Source organism: Nocardioides sp. HDW12B (assembly GCF_011299595.1).
Taxonomy (GTDB): Bacteria; Actinomycetota; Actinomycetes; order Propionibacteriales; family Nocardioidaceae; genus Marmoricola_A.
Window position 1 is genome coordinate 3,711,428 of record NZ_CP049867.1, and the last position, 17,510, is coordinate 3,728,937.

Genomic DNA, 17,510 nt, shown 5'->3' on the forward strand with positions numbered 1-17,510 from the left:
GGGAGGCGTCCACGAGCCGTGGTCGGATGAGTCGGCCCGGCTGCGAAATGGGGTGGCCGGACCGCCCCAGCGGTCGGTTCACTGGTGCCATGGAACTGCCCGCCGGCCTCACCACCCGTCCGCTCACCCTCGCCGACGCCCGCGCGGTCTACGAGGTGATGGCGGCCCAGGAGCTCGAGGACGTCGGCGAGGTCGTCATCGAGGAGGCCGACATCGTCGCCGACTGGCAGCGGCCCAGCACCGACCTGGCCTCCTCCAGCCTCGGCGTCCTCGACGGCGAGACGCTGGTCGCCTACGCCGAGATCACGCACGCCGACCGCGCGGACGCGGCGGTGCACCCGGCGTACCGCCGCCGTGGGATCGGTACGGCGCTCTCCGGCTGGGTCCGCGACACCGCGCGCGACCGGGGCGCGACCATCGTCGGCAGCCCGGTCCCGCAGGGGTCACCGGGCGACCGGCTGCTCGCGAGCCTCGGGTACGGCGAGCGCTGGCGGTCGTGGGTGCTGCGCCTGCCCGAGGGCCGCGACATCGAGCCGCAGCCGTTGGCCGACGGCTACGCCGTCCGGACCGCGGAGTCCGACGCCGACCGTCGCGCGGCGTTCGAGGTCAAGGAGGACGCGTTCCTCGAGTGGTCCGAGCGCGAGCGAGAGCCCTACGACGACTGGACCGCCACGAGCCTCCGACGACCCGGCTTCGAGCCGTGGAACCTCCGGGTCGCGGTCGGCCCGGACGGGGAGGTGGCCGGGATGTGCTTCGTCGTGCTGGCCGAGGGCACCGGGTACGTCGACCAGCTCGCCGTACGCCGTGACCGGCGGGGGCTGGGCCTGGCGCGAGCGCTGCTGGTCGACGCCTTCGCGCTGGCGCGCGAGCACGGGGCGACCGCGTCCGAGCTCAGCACGGACACCCGGACCGGTGCGCTGGGGCTCTACGAGCGGGTCGGCATGGAGGTCTCCAGCGTGTGGATCCACCGGGCGATCGCGCTCTGACGGCCGGACCCACGGGGCTGTCCCCCATCCGGGCACGGGTTGTGGACGCCTCCCACGGGTTGTGCTCCTTGGGAGGCGTCCATAACCCCGCGTTACATGGGGTTGGTTGTAAGTGTTGGTGGGGTGGGGGGTCAGCGGAGGTGGGACTCGGACTCCTCCAGCGCGGCGAACTCCTCCTCGGGCGCCGAGGCGACCAGGTGGTGGCGGCTGTAGAACCAGAAGTAGGCCAGCGCGGCCGCGAAGACCAGCGCGGTGATGAACGCCGCCTTCTCGTCGACGAAGAACGTCGCGATCACCGCGATCACGCTGAGCACCAGGGCGACCCCGGTCGTGGCGGTGCCGCCGGGGGTCCGGTAGGGACGCTCGAGGTCGGGCTCCTTGCGGCGCAGCACGATGTGGCTGAGGTTGAGCAGGACGTAGGAGACCGTCGCGCCGAACACCGCGATGTTGATGAGCAGCGCGCCGTCCTCGGTGATCGCGGCCAGCAGGAAGCCGATGGTGCCGGGCACGATGAGCGCTACCCACGGGGTGTTGCGCCCGCTGGTCAGCGACAGGGCCTTCGGCAGGTAGCCGGCCCGCGAGAGCGCGAACAGCTGGCGGGAGTAGGCGTAGATGATGGAGAAGAAGCTGGCGACCAGACCGGCGAGCCCGGCGTAGTTCACGAAGTCGGCCAGCAGGGAGTCGCCGCCCAGCGCCTCGCGGATCGCGGCCGGCAGCGGGTTGTCCGAGTCGGCGATGGTCGAGGATCCCGCCGCGCCCGGGACGATGAAGAGGATGAGGAACGCCGTCACCAGCAGCACGAGCATCCCGCCGATGATGCCGCGCGGCATGTCGCGCGCCGGGTCGTCGGTCTCCTCGGCGGCCAGCGGCACACCCTCGACGGCGAGGAAGAACCAGATGCCGTAGACCAGCGCCGCCACGACGCCGGAGATGCCGTAGGGCAGGAAGCTGCTCGACATCGTCGAGCCGTCCGGGTCGATGTCGAGCAGACGGTCGACCGAGAACTTCGGCGCCAGTCCCACGACGGTCGCGATGAGGGCGACCATCGCGACGGCGGTGATGCCGAACATCAGCTTGAGAGCCTCGCCGACGCCGTACAGGTGGACGCCGATGAAGATGAGGTAGGCACCGAGGTAGATCACCCAGAGACTGACCCCGCCGAGCAGCCCGAGCGCCTGGACGTAGCCGCCGATGAACACCGCGATGGCCGCCGGCGCGACGGCGTACTCGATGAGCACCGCCATGCCGGTCGCGAACCCACCCAGTGGGCCCAGGGCCCGTCGCGCGAAGCCGTAGCCCGCACCCGCCACCGGCAGCGCCGAGGACATCTCGGCCAGGCCGAAGACCATGCAGGTGTACATCAGGCCCATGAGGACGGTGGCGATCAGCAGGCCGCCCCAGCCGCCCTCGGCGAGGCCGAAGTTCCAGCCGGCGAAGTCGCCGGAGATGACGTAGCTGACCCCCAGGCCGGCCAGCAGGACCCAGCCTGCCGCACCTCGCTTGAGCTTGCGGTGCTCGAGGTAGCCCTCGTCCACCGCCTGGTAGTCGACGCGCTTCCCGGTCTTCTTGCCTGAGCTGGCCATGCCTGCCGCCTCTCCCCGCCGCGGCGGGAGTCCCGCAGTCGGCCCGCCCGGTCGCGAGTCGATCAGGAAGAAAGTACCGAGAAGGGAGGTCGTGATGTGGCTTTCGGGGCCCGATTGTTTGGGGTTTCTGGGTTCCACGTGGAACCGATCCGGTCCACCCCTCGCCCGACGCCCGGTCAGATGGCACGATCGCGACATGTCCGACCTCACCGTGAACGTCCGCGAGTCCCTGGCGACCAACCGCTTCGAGGCCGTCCTCGACGACGGCACGGTCGCCGGCTTCGCGCAGTACCGCCTCGAGTCCGACGGCTCCTACCGCGTCGTGCACACCGAGGTCTCCGACGCCTACGAGGGCGAGGGCATCGGCAGCACGTTGGCGCGCGGCATGCTCGACGCGCTGCAGGAGCGTGACCTCGCGGTGCGTCCGGACTGTCCGTTCATCGCCTCCTGGATGCAGAAGCACCCCGACTACCTCGACCTCCTCGCCGAGGACGTCGAGATCCAGGCCTGAGCCCCGCATGAGCTTCGACACCGTGGTCCGGGGCGGCCGCTGGTTCGACGGGACCGGCGCCGCCTCCGCCGTGCGCCACCTCGGGATCAGCGACGGTCACGTCGTCGCGGTGTCCCCCGAGCCCCTCGACGAGACCGGCGCCGAGGTCGTCGACGCGACCGGACGCTGGGTGCTGCCGGGGATGGTCGACATCCACACCCACTACGACGTGGAGGTGCTGCAGGGTCCGGCGCTGGCCGAGTCGCTGCGCCACGGCGTCACCACCGTGCTGCTCGGGTCCTGCTCGCTGTCGACCCTGCACGTCGACCCCACCACGGCCGGCGACCTCTTCGGTCGCGTCGAGGCCATCCCCCGCGCGCACGTCATCGCCGCGCTCGAGGAGACGCGCTCCCGGCTGCCCGGGGGCGGCTGGCGCACCGCCGAGGAGTACGTCGCTGCGCTCGAGTCCCTGCCGCTCGGCCCCAACCTCGGTGCCTTCGTGGGTCACTCCGACCTGCGGGCCGCCGCGATGGGTCTCGACCGGGCCACCCGCGAGGACGTCCGCGCCAGCGAGGCCGAGATCGCCTCCATGCGGCACCGGCTGGTCGAGGCGCTCGACGCCGGCTTCGTCGGGATGTCGGCCCAGCAGCTGATGTTCGACAAGCTCGACGGCGAGGTCGCGCGCTCACGCACGCTGCCGTCGACGTACGCCTCGGCCCGGGAGCGGCGGCGGCTCAACGCGCTGCTGCGCGAGCGCGGCCGCGTGCTCCAGGGCGGGCCGGACATCACCTCGGTGCGCAGCATCGCGGCGATGACGCTGTCGACGCTGCCGACCCGCGGCGTCCGCGAGCGGCTGAAGACCAGCCTGCTCTCGGCCGCCGACATCAAGGCCAACCCGGCGCTGGTGCACATCATGGGGCCGATCGCGGCGACGGTGAACGCGCTGGGCGGCGACTTCCGCTGGCAGCACCTGCCGGTGCCGTTCGAGGTCTACGCCGACGGCATCGACCTGGTGATCTTCGAGGAGCTCGGCTCCGGCGCGGCCGCGCTGCACCTGGCCGACCAGGTCGAGCGCAACGCGCTGCTGGCCGACGAGGACTACCGCCGCTGGTTCCGCCGCGACTACGACGCGCGGTTCGGGATGCGGGTGTGGCACCGCGACTTCTTCGACGCCGAGATCGTCGACTGCCCCGACGACTCCGTGATCGGGAAGACGTTCGGCCAGGTCGGCGTCGACCGTGGCGGCGCGACGCCGCTGCACCCGGTCGACGCGTTCCTCGACCTGGTCGTCGATCACGGCACCAAGCTGCGGTGGCGCACCACGATCTCCAACCACCGCCCCGAGTTCCTCGAGAAGCTGGGCCGCAGTCCCGGCGTGCAGATCGGCTTCTCCGACGCCGGGGCGCACCTGCGCAACATGGCGTTCTACAACTACGGTCTGAGGTTCCTGCGGCGCGTGCGCGACGCCGAGAGGGGCGGGCGGCCGTTCCTCAGCGTGGAGCAGGCGGTGCACCGGCTGACCGGCGAGCTGGCCGACTGGTACTCCCTCGACGCCGGGCACCTCCGCGTCGGGGACCGGGCCGACCTCCTCGTCGTGGACCCCGAGCGGCTCGACGCGTCCCTGGACGACTACGCCGAGGCGCCGGTTCCGGCGTACGGGAACCTCTCGCGGATGGTCAACCGCAACGACGCCGCGGTGCCACTCGTCATGGTCGCCGGGACGACGGTGTGGGCCGACGGGCAGCCGGGCCCGGGTCTGGGCCGCGAGCGCACCGGCCGCTTCCTGCGCGCCACCTGACCTCCCGGTCCCGCCACATTTCCTGCGGGCATCGACCAGAATCCCGCCATGACCACCCTGCTGACCGGCGCGTCCGGCTTCCTCGGCGCGCACACCGTCGCCGCCCTCCTCGAGCGCGGGGAGCGCGTCCGCGCCTTCGTGCGTACGCCGAGCAAGCTCGCGTCCGCGCTCGCACCCCTGGGGCTCGACGTCGAGGACGACCGCATCGAGGTCACCGACAGCGGCGACATGACCGACGTCGCGGCCGTGCGGGCAGCGGTCGAGGGGTGCGACGCGGTGGTGCACGCGGCGGCGACGTACTCGTTCCGGCGCAGCGACCGCACCGCGATGATGCGCGACAACACCGCCGGCACCGAGGCGGTGCTCGGCGCCGCCCGTGACGCCGGCTGCCGGGTGACGGTGCATGTGTCCTCGACGGTGGCGCTGGCGCGGCCCGGCGGGGTCACCCTCGACCACCGCAGCCCGCTCGGTCCGGGGCACGGGCCCTACAGCGACAGCAAGGTCGCCTCGGAGCGGGTCGCGCGGCGGATGCAGGAGGCCGGCGACCCGGTCACCATCGTCAACCCGGGCGGGGTGATCGGGCCGCACGACCCCTACCTCGGCGAGACCAACGAGGTCCTCGTGCAGGTGCTCAACGGCAAGCAGCCCGTGTTCCCGCGCGGGCGCCAGCAGTTCGTCGACGTGCGCGACGTGGCGGCCGTGATCGTGGCGGCGCTGGACCAGGAGCCCGGCGGTCGCTACCTGATCCCGGGGCACGACGTCGAGCTGCCGCACGAGGCGCTGCGGCGGGTGACGGGGCGGCGGCTGCCGGTGCGCCCGCTGCCCGCGGGGCTGGTGGCCGGCCTCGCGATGCCCGGCTACCTCACCGGGTGGTCGTTCCTGCCGGGCTCGGTCGAGGGTGTGCGCATCAGCGCGTGCGGCAACTCGGTCGACGCCTCACGGACGACCGCCGACCTCGGCGTCGAGGCGCGGGGACAGGACGAGGCGCTGACCGACACGGTGCGCTGGCTCGTCGAGGCCGGGCACCTGCCGGCGAAGCTGGCCGGCACGGCCCTGTCCTGACCCGGCGGCTCAGAGCAGCAGCACGGACTTGCCGAGCGTGCGCCGCTCGGCCATCTCGACCAGCGCGTCCTGGACGTCGTCGAGGCCGTAGGTGCGCCCGATCGGCGGGTCGACGACGCCGGACTCCAGCATCGGGACCAGCCGCTGCCACTGCTCGCGCATGTAGCCCTGGCGCGTCATCGCATAGGCGCCCCAGCCGACGCCGCGGACGTCGACGTTGTTGAGCAGCAGCCGGTTGACCTTCACCTGCGGGATCTCGCCGCCGGTGAATCCGAGCACGAGCAGCCGACCCAGCGGCGCCAGGCTGCGCAACGAGTCGGTCATCAGGTCGCCCCCGACGACGTCGACCAGCACGTCGACGCCGCGACCGTCGGTCAGCTCCTTGACCGCGTCGCGGAAGCCGTCGACCAGGACCGCCTCGTCGGCGCCGGCGGACCGGGCGAACTCCGCCTTCTCCTCGGTCGAGGTCAGGGCGATCACGCGGGCACCGAGGCCCTTGGCGACCTGGATGGCCGCGGTGCCCACCCCGCCGGCCGCGCCGTTGACCAGCACGGTCTCGCCCTCACGGAGCCCGGCGCGGGTGACGAGGGCGAACTCGGCGGTCAGGTAGTTCATGGGAAGGGCGGCGCCGGCCTCGAACGAGACGTTGTCGGGCAGCGCGAAGACCGACTCCGGGTGGAGAGCCACGACGTCGGCCCCACCGCCGTACGGCAGGACGCAGGCGACCCGGTCGCCGGCCGCGTGCCCGGAGCCCTCGGGCGCGCTGCGGACCACCCCGGCGAAGTCGACACCGAGCTGGAACGGCAGGTCGGGCTTGATCTGGTACTCGCCACGGGTCTGCAGCAGGTCGGGCCAGCTGATGCCGACGGCCTTCACCTCGACGACGACCTGGTCGGGGCCCGCGGACGGCTCCTCGACCTCGGTGACCTGGACGGACGACGGACCCTCGAGCGAGGTCACCTGGAGCGAGCGCATGCGGGCGAGTATGCCCGTCCCCGCCGGCCGGAGGAGTCCAGGGGCGGGTGGGGTGGGGCTAGCGGACGACCTTGGCCATCTCGAAGTGCATCGGGTCGGTGTAGCTCCAGTCGCCGCCCCAGGCGAAGCCCCACTCCTTGAAGATCGCGACCACGCCGCGGTCCATCTCCCCGACCGTGCCGCGCTGGTTGCCCGGCACGTTGAGGTCGACCGCGATGCCCCACGAGTGCAGCGAGAGGCCGTACTCCGGCGAGCGGTTGATGTAGCGCGGGTAGTAGCAGCCGGCGTACTCGTCGGGGTTGATCTCGTCGGCCAGCCCCATCTGCACGATCTCGTTCAGCGCGCCCCGCAGCTGCGGCAGCATCCCCTTGTTGCAGGTGACCGTGCCGAGGATCGGGACCTCCTCGGTGCGGATGTACTCGTTGACCCAGCTCTGCTCCGGGATGACGGTGCCGTCGGGGCCGTCGGTGTAGGAGAAGGTGCCGATCGCCTCGTTGACCGACTCACCGGTCAGCACGGCGGTCTGCTCGACGTCGAACTCGATCGCGAGCGTCCGCAGCACGGTGTCGTCGTCGAGGACCTTGTCGAAGTCCTTCTTCAGCTCCGAGGGCGTCAGCGAGCCCGTCGAGAGCAGCAGCGCGTTGCCGGCCGGCAGCCCGACCTGATCGCCACGCTTGGCGTTCATGATGACGTCGAACGGCGTGACCTTGTCGAGCTCGTCGTGCAGCGGCGCGTAGGCGCCGACGTGCACCGACGGGCTGTCGTCGTCGGAGCCGAGCTGGAACATGTCGCCCTTGTCGACCAGCTTCTTGTCGACCTCGTCGTCGACGACCACCTCGCCGCCCGCCAGCCGCTCCCAGACGAAGTCGGCCTGCGCGGTCGCCACCGGCATGAAGCCGCGGAAGGCGGTGGCGTCGACGGCGGCGATGTCGAGCGTGCGGCCGTTGATCGAGGCCGAGGCCCACGACATCGGGACGGCGGCGTCGACGCCCTTGATGGCGGTGACCCGCTTCACCATCTCGTCCGAGAGCGGCTCGGTGCTCGTGATCAGCGCGTCGGAGGTGTACAGCTTCTCGAAGTCCCCCGGCGCGTCCACGGCGTACGACGAGTCGCCCTCGGCCGCCTCGGTGGCCTCCGGTGCCGGCTGGTCGCCACCGGCCGACTCGTCCTTCCCGGACCCGGGCTCGGCGACCTCACCGGTCGACGGCGAGGCCTCGTCGGAGACGTTGTCCACCAGGCTGTCCTGGTTGCAGGCGGCCACGAGCAACCCGAGGGCCAGGACCTGGGAGGCGACGAGCGCCCGGCGCCAACGAGCGGGGCGGGGGGACATGGACTCTCCTGGTGGGGCACGACGGTCGGGTTGCGGGTGAGGTGAGGGCGGGGTGCTGTCATTGTCCGTCGTCGCGTCAACTCCAGGGTCACAATCCACCATCTGGCGCCCGCTAGGGTCGGGCCATGGCCGCCCCCGCTCCCGAGAAGCGCGCGCGCCGGCGTCGCGTCCCTGCCTGGCTCGAGACGATCCTGCTGCTCGGGCTGGCCCTGGTGCTGTCGGTGCTGCTCAAGGCCTTCGTCGTCCAGATGTTCTTCGTGCCGTCGCAGTCGATGGAGCCGCTGTTCCGCACCGACGACCGGATCCTGGTCCAGAAGATCTCCTACTGGTCCGGCGACGTGGAGCGGGGCGACGTCGTCGTCTTCGAGGACCCGGGCGGCTGGCTCGGCGGGGAGCCGGTGCTGAACCCGCTCCAGCGCGCGATGGCCGTGGTGGGCCTCTACCCGCCCGGCGGGCACCTGGTGAAGCGGGTGATCGCGGTCGGTGGCGACCAGGTCGTCTGCTGCGACGACGACGGCCGGGTCACCGTCAACGGGGTCGCGCTCGACGAGGACGACTACCTCAAGCAGCCCGGTCGGCCCTCCGACCGCGACTTCGACGTCACCGTCCCCGAGGACCGGCTGTGGGTGATGGGCGACAACCGCGGCAACAGCGAGGACTCCCGCTTCCACCAGCAGCAGGACCTCGGCACGATCCCCGTCGACGCGGTGGTGGGCAAGGTGTGGGCGATCGTGTGGCCAGGCGACCGGTTCTCCCTGGTCAAGCGCCCGGCGACCTTCGACGACCCCGCGCTCGACGGGTCCTGACGCCCCCCGACCCATCCGGGGGCGGCTCCGGGCCGAACACCCACCATGAGCAACGACCCTCGTGGACCTGCCTCGAGCCGGCGTGACCGGCTGCGTGGCCATGCCCCCGCCCTCCTGCTGGGGGGGCTGGTCGGGCTGCTGTCGGGCGCCGCCGCCGTCGCGGTGAGCGAGGCCGTGACGGCCCTGGTCGACGGGGTCACGAGCCCGCTGCTGTCGGTGGGCAACCGTGCCGTCGACTGGGCACCGCGTCCGCTCAAGGAGTTCGCCATCGAGACCTTCGGCACGGCCGACAAGCCGGTGCTGATCGGCAGCGTCATCGCCACCGTGGCCCTGCTGGCCGTGGCCGCGGGCGCCGTGGGCGCCTTCCGTCCCCGCTTGGCCCTCGCAGGCTTCCTCGTGCTCTCCGCCGTGGCTGGTGCCGCGGCCCTCACCGACCGCTCGGCGACCGCCGGGACCCTCCTCCGGCTGGTGCCGGTGCTGGCGCTCGTGGTCGTCGGCCTGCTGGCGCTGGTCGTGCTGCTGGGCCGCCTCGGCGCCCCTCTGGCCACCGGGTCCGGCGCGCTGGCCACCGTCGCCGGCCGCAGCGGCGACGGCACCACCACCGGTGCCGGTCCCGTGCCCGCCGACCGGCGCCAGTTCCTGCTCGCCTCCGTCGGCGTCGTGGCCTTCGCCGCGGCCGGCGGCATCGTCTCGCGGGTCTTCGGCGGTCTGACCGCCGCGGCCGACCGCGCCGGCATCACCCTGCCCACGGCGGCCAGCAAGGCCGCCCCGGTGCCCAGCGGCACCGTCGTCGGCGTCAAGGGCGTCACCCCCTACCTGACCGAGAACAGCGACTTCTACCGCGTCGACACCGCGCTGAAGGTGCCGGACGTCCCGATCGACGGCTGGACGCTGCGGATCCACGGGATGGTCGACAACGAGATCGAGCTGACCTACGCCGACATCCTCGAGCGCCCCCTGACCGAGAACCGCATCACCATGACCTGCGTGTCGAACCCGGTGGGCGGGGAGTACCTCGGCAACGCCCTCTGGCTGGGCATCCCGCTGCACGAGCTGCTCGCCGAGGCCGGCGTGCAGGACGGCGCCGACGCGGTGAAGTCCACCTCCGCCGACGACTTCACCGCCGGCACGCCGCTCGAGGTGCTGACCGACAAGGACCGCGGGGCCATGGTCGCGATCGGCATGAACGGCGAGCCTCTCCCCCTCGAGCACGGCTTCCCGGCCCGGATGGTCACCCCCGGTCTCTACGGGTACGTGTCGGCCACCAAGTGGCTGGTCGACCTCGAGGTCACCCGCTTCTCCGACTTCAAGGCCTACTGGACCACCCGCGGCTACTCCGCCGAGGCGCCCATCAAGACCTCCAGCCGCATCGACGTGCCGCGATCCTTCGCCCAGCTCGAGGCGGGGCCGAACAAGGTGGCCGGCGTCGCGTGGGCCCAGGCCTCCGGCATCGAGAAGGTCGAGGTCCGCGTGGACGGCGGCGACTGGGAGGAGGCCCGCCTCGGCGAGGAGGACGGCCTCGACACCTGGCGCCAGTGGGTCTACGACTGGGACGCCGACTCCGGCAGCCACACCCTCGAGGTCCGCGCCACCGACCGCACCGGCTTCGTCCAGACCGGCAAGCGCGCCCCCATCGCTCCCGACGGCTCGACCGGCTGGGACAGCAAGAGCGTCACCGTCGCCTGACGACGGACCGACATTCGAGCAGATCGACGGAACTTGGTCCCGAAGCGACCAATCCGCCCCCGTGCGAGGTCCGAACTCCTCACACAAGCAAGGGAAATCCAACCCCACGAAGGGAAACCTCCGATGCGCCCCATGAAGAAGTACTCCGCCGCTCTCGCGGTGGTCGCCGCCCTGTCCATGACCGCCGCCTGCGGCAGCGACGAGGGCAGCACCGACACCGGTTCCGCCAACCAGGACAACAGCAGCGAGACCAGCGAGGCCCCCGCCCCGGAGGAGGAGTCCAGCGCTCCCGCCGACGACGCGGCCGCCAACCTCGTGGGCGCCGGCTGCGCCGACTACGCCGAGGCCGTCCCGGACGGTGCGGGCTCCGTCGCGGGCATGGCTGAGGACCCGGTGGCTGTCGCCGCCAGCAACAACCCCCTCCTCAAGACCCTCACCGCGGCCGTTTCTGGTCAGCTGAACAAGAAGGTCAACCTCGTCGACACGCTGAACAACGACGAGTTCACCGTCTTCGCTCCCGTCGACGACGCCTTCGCCAAGCTGCCGGCCAAGACCGTCAAGACCCTCGGCACCCCCGCGGGCGCCGAGACCCTGAGCACCGTGCTGACCTACCACGTCATCCCCGGCCAGATCGCCCCCGACCAGATCGTCGGCGAGCAGACCAGCGTCCAGGGTGGCAAGGTCGAGGTGACCGGCTCGGGCGACAACCTGAAGGTCAACGGCGCCAACGTCATCTGCGGCGGCGTGCAGACCGCCAACGCCACCGTGTACCTCATCGACTCGGTGCTGATGCCCCCGGCCGCCTGATCCGGTCCGCCTGGACACCAGGCTGAGCACCAGGCTCGACACCAGCAGCCCCGACCTGTCCATCAGGTCGGGGCTGCTGCGCGTCCGCCACCGATTCCGTCGTCCCAGGCTCGCTGCGAGACGGAAGCCGTGGCCACTGGACAGGCACGCCGTGGGAAACGACGATGGAGCCATGACGTCCTCCACCCCGGTCCCGCAGGAGCGCAAGCTCGTCACCGAGCTGCCCGGCCCGGCCTCCCAGGCCCTCCACGCCCGCAAGGGCGCCGCCGTCGCGGCGGGGGTCGGCGTGGGGCTGCCGGCGTACGTCGTGCGCGCGGGCGGCGGCATCCTCGTCGACGTCGACGGCAACCAGCTCATCGACTTCGGCTCCGGCATCGCGGTGACCAGCGTCGGCAACAGCGCCCCGCGCGTGGTCGCCGCCGTCACCGACCAGGTCGCCGACTTCACGCACACCTGCTTCATGGTCACCCCCTACGAGGAGTACGTCGAGGTCTGCGAGCAGCTGGCCGAGCTCACCCCCGGGGACCACGAGAAGCGCAGCGCGCTGTTCAACTCCGGCGCCGAGGCCGTCGAGAACGCCGTCAAGGTCGCCCGCACCGCCACCGGGAGGACCGCGGTGGTGGCCTTCGAGCACGGCTACCACGGCCGCACCAACCTGACCATGGGGCTGACGGCGAAGAACATGCCCTACAAGCACGGCTTCGGCCCCTTCGCGCCGGAGATCTACCGCGCCCCGATGGCCTACCCGCTGCGCTGGCCAGGCGGCGCCGAGCAGTGCGCCGACCAGGCCTTCGCCGCCTTCGTCGACGTGGTGCACTCCCAGGTCGGGGAGTCCAACACCGCCGCGGTGATCATCGAGCCGATCCAGGGCGAGGGCGGCTTCGTCGTACCCCCGCCGGGGTGGCTGCCGCGCGTGGCGGACTACTGCCGCGAGCACGGCATCGTGCTCATCGCCGACGAGATCCAGACCGGCTTCTGCCGCACCGGCGACTGGTTCGCCTGCGACCACGAGGGCGTCGTGCCCGACCTGATCACCACCGCCAAGGGCATCGCCGGCGGGCTGCCGCTGGCGGCGGTGACCGGCCGCGCCGACCTCATGGACTCCGTGCACTCCGGCGGGCTCGGCGGCACCTACGGCGGCAACCCGGTCGCCTGCGCCGCCGCGCTCGGCGCCATCGCGACCATGCGGGCCGAGGACCTGCCGGGCCGCGCCCAGGCCATCGAGCGGCTCTTCCGCAACCGGCTGGAGCAGCTGCGCTCGAAGTACGACGTCATCGCCGAGATCCGCGGCCGCGGCGCCATGCTCGCCATCGAGCTGACCGCCGGCGCCGGCGACCTCACGCCGAACCCCACGGCGACCGCCGCCATCAACAAGCACTGCCACAGCCAGGGTTTGGTCACCCTGACCGCGGGCACGTACGGCAACGTGTTCCGGTTCCTGCCGCCGCTGTCCTCCCCCGACCACCTGCTGGAGGAGGGCCTCGACATCATCGAGGACGCCTTCGCCCAGGTGCTGGGCTGAGCCCGCCGGAGCCCGCTCCGCCGGGCTCCCTGACCGACCCGCCGACACGACGACCCCGAGGACGACACCGTGAGCCAGCCCGACGCCCGCAGCACCGCCGCGCAGGAGAAGGCCGCGCTGGACCAGGTCCCCACGCAGCTCTTCATCGGCGGTGAGTGGCGCGACTCCTCCGACGGCTCCTCGATCGACGTCGAGGACCCCGCCACCGGGAAGACGCTCGTCACCATCGCCGGGGCCACGGTCGAGGACGGTGCCGCCGCCCTCGACGCCGCGGTCGCCGCGCAGGCCGACTGGGCCGCGGTGGCCCCCCGGACGCGCGGGGAGATGCTGCGCTCGGCCTTCGAGCTGCTCACCGAGCGGGCCGACCACTTCGCGATGCTCATGACCCTGGAGATGGGCAAGCCGCTGGCCCAGGCCAAGGGCGAGGTCACCTACGGCTCCGAGTTCTTCCGCTGGTTCTCCGAGGAGGCCGTGCGCATCGCCGGGCGCTGGTCGACGAGCCCCGACGGCAGCACCCGCTTCCTGACCATGCGCCAGCCCGTCGGACCCACCCTGATGATCACGCCCTGGAACTTCCCGCTCGCCATGGGCACGCGCAAGATCGGCCCGGCCATCGCCGCCGGCTGCACGATGGTGGTCAAGCCCGCCTCGCAGACCCCGCTGACGATGCTGGCGCTCGCCGCCCTGCTCGAGGAGGTCGGCGTCCCGAAGGGCGTGCTCAACGTCGTGCCGACGAGCCGCACCGGTGACGTCATGGAGCCGATCATCGGCGACCCTCGCCTGCGCAAGCTGACCTTCACCGGCTCCACCCCGATCGGCAAGCAGCTCGTCAAGCAGTCGGCCGACCAGCTGCTGCGGGTCTCGATGGAGCTCGGCGGCAACGCCCCCTTCCTCGTCTTCCCCGACGCCGACCTCGACGCGGCCGTCGAGGGCGCGATGGTCGCCAAGATGCGCAACATGGGCGAGGCCTGCACGGCCGCCAACCGCTTCCTGGTCCACGAGGACGTCGCCGACGACTTCGCCACGAAGTTCGCCGCCAAGATGGCCGCGCAGACCCTGGGTCGCGGCACCGAGGACGGCGTCGACGTCGGCCCGCTGATCGACGCCAAGGCGCTCGACAAGGTCTCCGAGCTCGTCGACGACGCCCAGCAGCGCGGCGCGAGCGTCGCCACCGGCGGCTCACGCACCGGCGACGCCGGCTACTTCTTCCAGCCCACCGTGCTGACCGACGTCCCCGCCGACGCCGACCTCATGCGCGAGGAGGTGTTCGGCCCCGTCGCCCCGATCACGACGTTCTCCGACGACGACAAGGCCGTCGCGATGGCCAACGACACCGAGTACGGGCTGGTCGCCTACGCCTACACCACCGACCTCGGACGCATGATCCGCGTCAGCGAGGCCCTGGAGTTCGGCATGGTCGGGATCAACCAGGGCATCGTGTCCAACCCGGCCGCGCCCTTCGGCGGCGTCAAGGCCTCCGGCTTCGGCCGCGAGGGCGGCCCCGAGGGCATCGACGAGTACCTCTCCGTCAAGTACGTCGGGATCGCTCCCTGACCGGAGCCTGCCCCGACGTGCCCGCACCGGCTGCCCCGGAGCGGCCCAGCGTCCACGGCAGCGTCATCACCACGGCCCACACCGTGCACAGCAGGGCGACGACCACGCCGACGTACACCGGCCACGGCCCGAACCAGTCGAGCGCCGAGGCCGAGGCCGGCTTGGCGTTGAGGTAGCCGTAGTTGGTGTCGGCCGCGACGTTGAAGGCGAACGTCGCCGCTGCCCACACCAGCACCGCGGCCACCGTGAAGCGGTAGCCGCGCCACGTCGGGCGCAGGCCCAGGCCCCAGGTCAGGTAGGCCGCCGCCCACACGACGAGGAAGTGCAGCGCCCAGAAGCCGAAGTAGCGCGGGTGGGGGAAGACCTCGCCCAGGCTCGGGGTGAGCACGCCCTGCACGGTCAGCGTGAGACCGACGTAGTAGACGAACGCGGTGGCACGCCACGACCGGGACCACAGCGCCACCACCGCGAAGACGGTGGCCAGGTCGCACAGCGCCAGCGGCAGCGAGGTGTCGACGTCGAAGTCGCCCGGGCTGAGCTGGTAGGTCTGCATCGCCACCGCGACGAGCCCCAGCGCGACCGCGAAGCCGCGTCGGGCGCGGTCCTCCGCCGGCGTCCCCGCGTGCCGGCGGCCCCAGGCCACGACCGCGACGAGACCGACCGCGAAGACGACGAGCAGCACGAGGTGCTCGGACCCGAAGGCCTCGAAGCGGGTGCTGGTACCGGCAGCAGCGAGCGTCACCCGACCATGGTGCCCGGCCCCCGGTGTGCGCGCACCTGTGCGACGCTGCCCGGGTGGCGACCCGACGCGGTCGACCCCGCCACCGGCGAGCGGTACGACGACGTGGTCGTCGTCTGGGTGCCCGACGAGGAGGCCAAGCAGGCGCTGGTGGCCGACCCGGGGACGCCGTACTTCACCACGCCGCACTTCGACGGCCACCCGTCGGTGCTGCTGCGGTCCTCCCGGATCGGCGAGCTCACCCGCGACGAGGTGGCCGAGGTCGTGCAGGACGCCTGGCTGGCCCAGGCCTCCGCCCGGTGGGGCCGCGACTTCCTCGCGTCCCTGGAGGGCCTGGACGAACATCCGGTCTTCGTCGTCCCGGGACGCTGAGGTCCCGGACGCCGGGGCTCACGTGCGCAGCTTCTCCCAGCGCGCCTGCAGCGAGTCGCGGCGGTGCTCGTTGCCGTGCAGGTGGACGTACTGCTCGCCGTAGCGGACCAGCAGCGCGTCGTCGAGCCGCCGGACGGCGCCCGGCGGGTACCGGTAGGCCATCCGCTCGGCCACCTCGTCGGCGTCCACGCTGTCGAGGAGCGTCTCCAGCGCCTGGACCGAGGTGATGCCGAGCTCGAGCAGGAGCCCGGAGATCCACGTGTAGTGATCGGGCCGCGACCAGCCCGCCTCCGCGTAGCGCGCGGTGAGGAACGTCGCGAGGTCCTCGCCACCGATGCGCGGGTCGTCGTCGACGCCGCCGATCTGGCGCAGCGTGCCGGTGCGTCGCAGCGCCTCGTGGATGGCGGAGAACTCGCGGTCGGCGAGCTCCAGCAGGCCGGCGGCCAGCGTGAAGCGCCGGTCGAGCTCGGGCGCCTGCTCGTCGGGGATCTCGCCCTTGTAGCGCATCGCGTGCTCGAACTCGGCCCACGCGTGCTGCAGCACGGTGCGGACCTGGATCTGCGCCGAGCGGTCGTGCTCGCGCTCCACGAGCAGGTGCCGGCTGGCGTAGCCGAACCGGCCCTCGCTGGCGGTCTCGCGGCCCATGTCGCGGTCGTCGAGGACGGTGAGGGTGTCGTGCAGCAGGCCGGCGACGGCGGCGACGTCGCGCCGCAGGTAGGTGATGACCCGGACGCCGACGACGTCGGTGATCTGCGTCAGCGGGTCGGCGAAGACCGGCTGCCCGGCCGCCTCGCGGTGGGCCTTGGTGGCGAAGGAGGCCACGCTCTTCGGACGCCCGGTCACGCTGAGGTAGTTGATGCCGGCGTCGTCGAGCAGCGCGGTGACCAGCTCGACGTACGCGTCGGTGGAGCGTGCCACCTCCTCGAACCCGGCGGCGTACGTCGCGATCGCGGCCCGCAGCCGGTCGTCGCGGTCGAGCCGGTTCGGCGTACGGCGGGCGCGCGGCTCGGGCACGTGGTCGGCCGGCAGCGTCGGGGTGACGATCGCCCCGGCCGTGGCGTCGCCGTACACGGTCAGGTCGCCGGGCCGGTGCACGGCGTACCGCGCGACGTAGGCGCACACGACGGCGTCCACCTGGTCCTCGGCGACCCGCAGCTCGCTCTTGCGCTCGGCCGCCTCGACGAGCGCCACCAGCGCGTTCCACGCCGGGCTGTTGCCGAGCCGCATGGCGGGCGTGGCCTCGTCGAGGCCCTCGAGGAGGGCGGTGAGGGTGAGCAGCTCACTGCGCATCGAGTCGAGGGAGCGGCCCTTCTTGTTCTTGTACTTCAGCGTCCGCCCCAGCCGGAAGAGCGCGACCGTCGCGGCGTGGGGGTAGACCTCGACGGCACGTCGCGCAGCGGTGGAGGCGGGGTCGAGCTCGAGCCCGAAGCGCTCGGCCAGCGCCGCCCCGCGGGGCACGCCCGCGAACTCCGCCTTGCCGCGGTTGGAGGGGTGGGCGCCGGCGTCGAAGCGGGCGAAGTCGCGGTTGAGCGCCGCCTCCCCCGGACGGTTGCCCGTGTCGTTCGCGACCACGAGCGGGGCGTCGATGGCGACCACGCAGTCGCCCGCGAGGTACGGCGCCAGCACGGCGTCGAGGTCGTCGTCGGTGCGCTGGGCCGAGACGTGGACCAGCACGCCCTCGTCGTCGAGGACGGCGACCCCCGAGGGGCTGCGATGACCCCAGGCGAGGTCCACTCCGACGGCGTGCATGCCCCCACCCTGCCGCACCGGCCGCCCCGACCGCGCCTCCGGGTTGGCGGG

15 protein-coding genes are annotated in these 17,510 nt (G+C 72.4%); 10 read left to right on the forward strand and 5 right to left on the reverse strand.

Annotated elements, in window-relative coordinates; genetic code table 11:
* The first annotated feature begins 89 nt into the window (after positions 1-89).
* A complete protein-coding gene (locus G7072_RS17370) occupies positions 90-986 on the forward strand; it encodes a GNAT family N-acetyltransferase (protein WP_166088588.1) in 897 nt (298 codons plus the stop codon).
* Between the two features lie 131 nt (positions 987-1,117).
* Here the strand turns inward: G7072_RS17370 and eat are convergent, their stop codons facing one another.
* On the reverse strand, positions 1,118-2,569 hold the full coding sequence (gene eat / locus G7072_RS17375; RefSeq protein WP_166088590.1) for an ethanolamine permease: 1,452 nt from the start codon (positions 2,567-2,569) through the stop codon (positions 1,118-1,120).
* A 94-nt stretch (positions 2,570-2,663) separates the two neighbouring features.
* Between eat and G7072_RS17380 the strand changes: the two genes are divergently transcribed.
* Genes G7072_RS17380 through G7072_RS17390 form a run of 3 tightly spaced genes read left to right on the forward strand, consistent with a single transcriptional unit; the run spans position 2,664 to position 5,919 of the window.
* A complete protein-coding gene (locus tag G7072_RS17380; protein WP_346766233.1) occupies positions 2,664-3,080 on the forward strand; it encodes a GNAT family N-acetyltransferase in 417 nt (138 codons plus the stop codon).
* A gap of 7 nt (positions 3,081-3,087) precedes the next feature.
* Positions 3,088-4,857 (forward strand): amidohydrolase family protein, encoded by a 1,770-nt coding sequence (locus G7072_RS17385; RefSeq protein WP_166088595.1) that lies wholly within the window; start codon positions 3,088-3,090, stop codon positions 4,855-4,857.
* A 48-nt stretch (positions 4,858-4,905) separates the two neighbouring features.
* Positions 4,906-5,919, forward strand: coding sequence for an NAD-dependent epimerase/dehydratase family protein (locus G7072_RS17390; RefSeq protein ID WP_166088597.1), 1,014 nt, complete (start codon positions 4,906-4,908; stop codon positions 5,917-5,919).
* 9 nt (positions 5,920-5,928) lie between these two features.
* Here the strand turns inward: G7072_RS17390 and G7072_RS17395 are convergent, their stop codons facing one another.
* Both G7072_RS17395 and G7072_RS17400 read right to left on the reverse strand, forming a co-directional pair.
* Positions 5,929-6,894 carry an NADPH:quinone oxidoreductase family protein gene (locus G7072_RS17395; protein ID WP_166088599.1) on the reverse strand — a complete coding sequence of 322 codons (966 nt, stop codon included), beginning with the start codon at positions 6,892-6,894 and terminating at the stop codon, positions 5,929-5,931.
* A gap of 58 nt (positions 6,895-6,952) precedes the next feature.
* Positions 6,953-8,224 carry a M15 family metallopeptidase gene (locus tag G7072_RS17400; RefSeq protein ID WP_166088602.1) on the reverse strand — a complete coding sequence of 424 codons (1,272 nt, stop codon included), beginning with the start codon at positions 8,222-8,224 and terminating at the stop codon, positions 6,953-6,955.
* Between the two features lie 125 nt (positions 8,225-8,349).
* Here G7072_RS17400 and lepB point away from each other — a divergent pair, with 125 nt between their 5' ends.
* The 5 genes from lepB (at position 8,350) to G7072_RS17425 (ending at position 14,599) form a co-directional block, all read left to right on the forward strand.
* The gene (gene lepB, locus G7072_RS17405) at positions 8,350-9,030 is read left to right on the forward strand and encodes a signal peptidase I (RefSeq protein WP_166088604.1); all 681 of its coding nucleotides are present in this window, start codon (positions 8,350-8,352) and stop codon (positions 9,028-9,030) included.
* Between the two features lie 45 nt (positions 9,031-9,075).
* Positions 9,076-10,716 carry a molybdopterin-dependent oxidoreductase gene (locus G7072_RS17410; protein ID WP_166088606.1) on the forward strand — a complete coding sequence of 547 codons (1,641 nt, stop codon included), beginning with the start codon at positions 9,076-9,078 and terminating at the stop codon, positions 10,714-10,716.
* Between the two features lie 132 nt (positions 10,717-10,848).
* Complete coding sequence (locus G7072_RS17415) at positions 10,849-11,523, forward strand: fasciclin domain-containing protein (protein WP_277343383.1); 675 nt, start codon at positions 10,849-10,851, stop codon at positions 11,521-11,523.
* A 172-nt stretch (positions 11,524-11,695) separates the two neighbouring features.
* Positions 11,696-13,045: a 4-aminobutyrate--2-oxoglutarate transaminase gene (gene gabT / locus G7072_RS17420; RefSeq protein ID WP_166088610.1), complete on the forward strand. Its 1,350-nt coding sequence runs from the start codon at positions 11,696-11,698 to the stop codon at positions 13,043-13,045.
* Positions 13,046-13,114: 69 nt separating this feature from the next.
* Positions 13,115-14,599: an NAD-dependent succinate-semialdehyde dehydrogenase gene (locus G7072_RS17425; protein WP_166088613.1), complete on the forward strand. Its 1,485-nt coding sequence runs from the start codon at positions 13,115-13,117 to the stop codon at positions 14,597-14,599.
* Here G7072_RS17425 and G7072_RS17430 read toward each other — a convergent pair.
* Complete coding sequence (locus G7072_RS17430; RefSeq protein ID WP_166088616.1) at positions 14,574-15,341, reverse strand: TIGR02206 family membrane protein; 768 nt, start codon at positions 15,339-15,341, stop codon at positions 14,574-14,576. The two genes, G7072_RS17425 and G7072_RS17430, sit on opposite strands and share 26 nt — an antisense overlap.
* 6 nt (positions 15,342-15,347) lie before the next feature.
* Here G7072_RS17430 and G7072_RS17435 point away from each other — a divergent pair, with 6 nt between their 5' ends.
* On the forward strand, positions 15,348-15,710 hold the full coding sequence (locus G7072_RS17435) for a hypothetical protein (protein ID WP_206063191.1): 363 nt from the start codon (positions 15,348-15,350) through the stop codon (positions 15,708-15,710).
* Between the two features lie 18 nt (positions 15,711-15,728).
* On the opposite strand, the gene G7072_RS17440 is transcribed toward G7072_RS17435, so the two are convergent.
* Entirely contained in the window at positions 15,729-17,459 is a 1,731-nt protein-coding gene (locus G7072_RS17440; RefSeq protein WP_166088618.1) for a DUF429 domain-containing protein, read from the reverse strand.
* Between the last annotated feature and the right edge of the window lie 51 nt (positions 17,460-17,510).

What these genes read in the sequence shown, in the direction of transcription:
- eat (WP_166088590.1), bottom strand. Translation starts at nt 2,569, where the DNA reads ATGGCCAGCTCAGGCAAGAAGACCGGGAAGCGCGTCGACTACCAGGCG.
- G7072_RS17395 (WP_166088599.1), bottom strand. Translation starts at nt 6,894, where the DNA reads ATGCGCTCGCTCCAGGTGACCTCGCTCGAGGGTCCGTCGTCCGTCCAG.
- G7072_RS17440 (WP_166088618.1), bottom strand. Translation starts at nt 17,459, where the DNA reads ATGCACGCCGTCGGAGTGGACCTCGCCTGGGGTCATCGCAGCCCCTCG.
- G7072_RS17385 (WP_166088595.1), top strand. Translation starts at nt 3,088, where the DNA reads ATGAGCTTCGACACCGTGGTCCGGGGCGGCCGCTGGTTCGACGGGACC.
- gabT (WP_166088610.1), top strand. Translation starts at nt 11,696, where the DNA reads ATGACGTCCTCCACCCCGGTCCCGCAGGAGCGCAAGCTCGTCACCGAG.
- G7072_RS17390 (WP_166088597.1), top strand. Translation starts at nt 4,906, where the DNA reads ATGACCACCCTGCTGACCGGCGCGTCCGGCTTCCTCGGCGCGCACACC.
- G7072_RS17435 (WP_206063191.1), top strand. Translation starts at nt 15,348, where the DNA reads ATGGTGCCCGGCCCCCGGTGTGCGCGCACCTGTGCGACGCTGCCCGGG.
- G7072_RS17410 (WP_166088606.1), top strand. Translation starts at nt 9,076, where the DNA reads ATGAGCAACGACCCTCGTGGACCTGCCTCGAGCCGGCGTGACCGGCTG.
- G7072_RS17380 (WP_346766233.1), top strand. Translation starts at nt 2,664, where the DNA reads ATGTGGCTTTCGGGGCCCGATTGTTTGGGGTTTCTGGGTTCCACGTGG.
- G7072_RS17400 (WP_166088602.1), bottom strand. Translation starts at nt 8,224, where the DNA reads ATGTCCCCCCGCCCCGCTCGTTGGCGCCGGGCGCTCGTCGCCTCCCAG.
- G7072_RS17415 (WP_277343383.1), top strand. Translation starts at nt 10,849, where the DNA reads ATGAAGAAGTACTCCGCCGCTCTCGCGGTGGTCGCCGCCCTGTCCATG.
- lepB (WP_166088604.1), top strand. Translation starts at nt 8,350, where the DNA reads ATGGCCGCCCCCGCTCCCGAGAAGCGCGCGCGCCGGCGTCGCGTCCCT.
- G7072_RS17370 (WP_166088588.1), top strand. Translation starts at nt 90, where the DNA reads ATGGAACTGCCCGCCGGCCTCACCACCCGTCCGCTCACCCTCGCCGAC.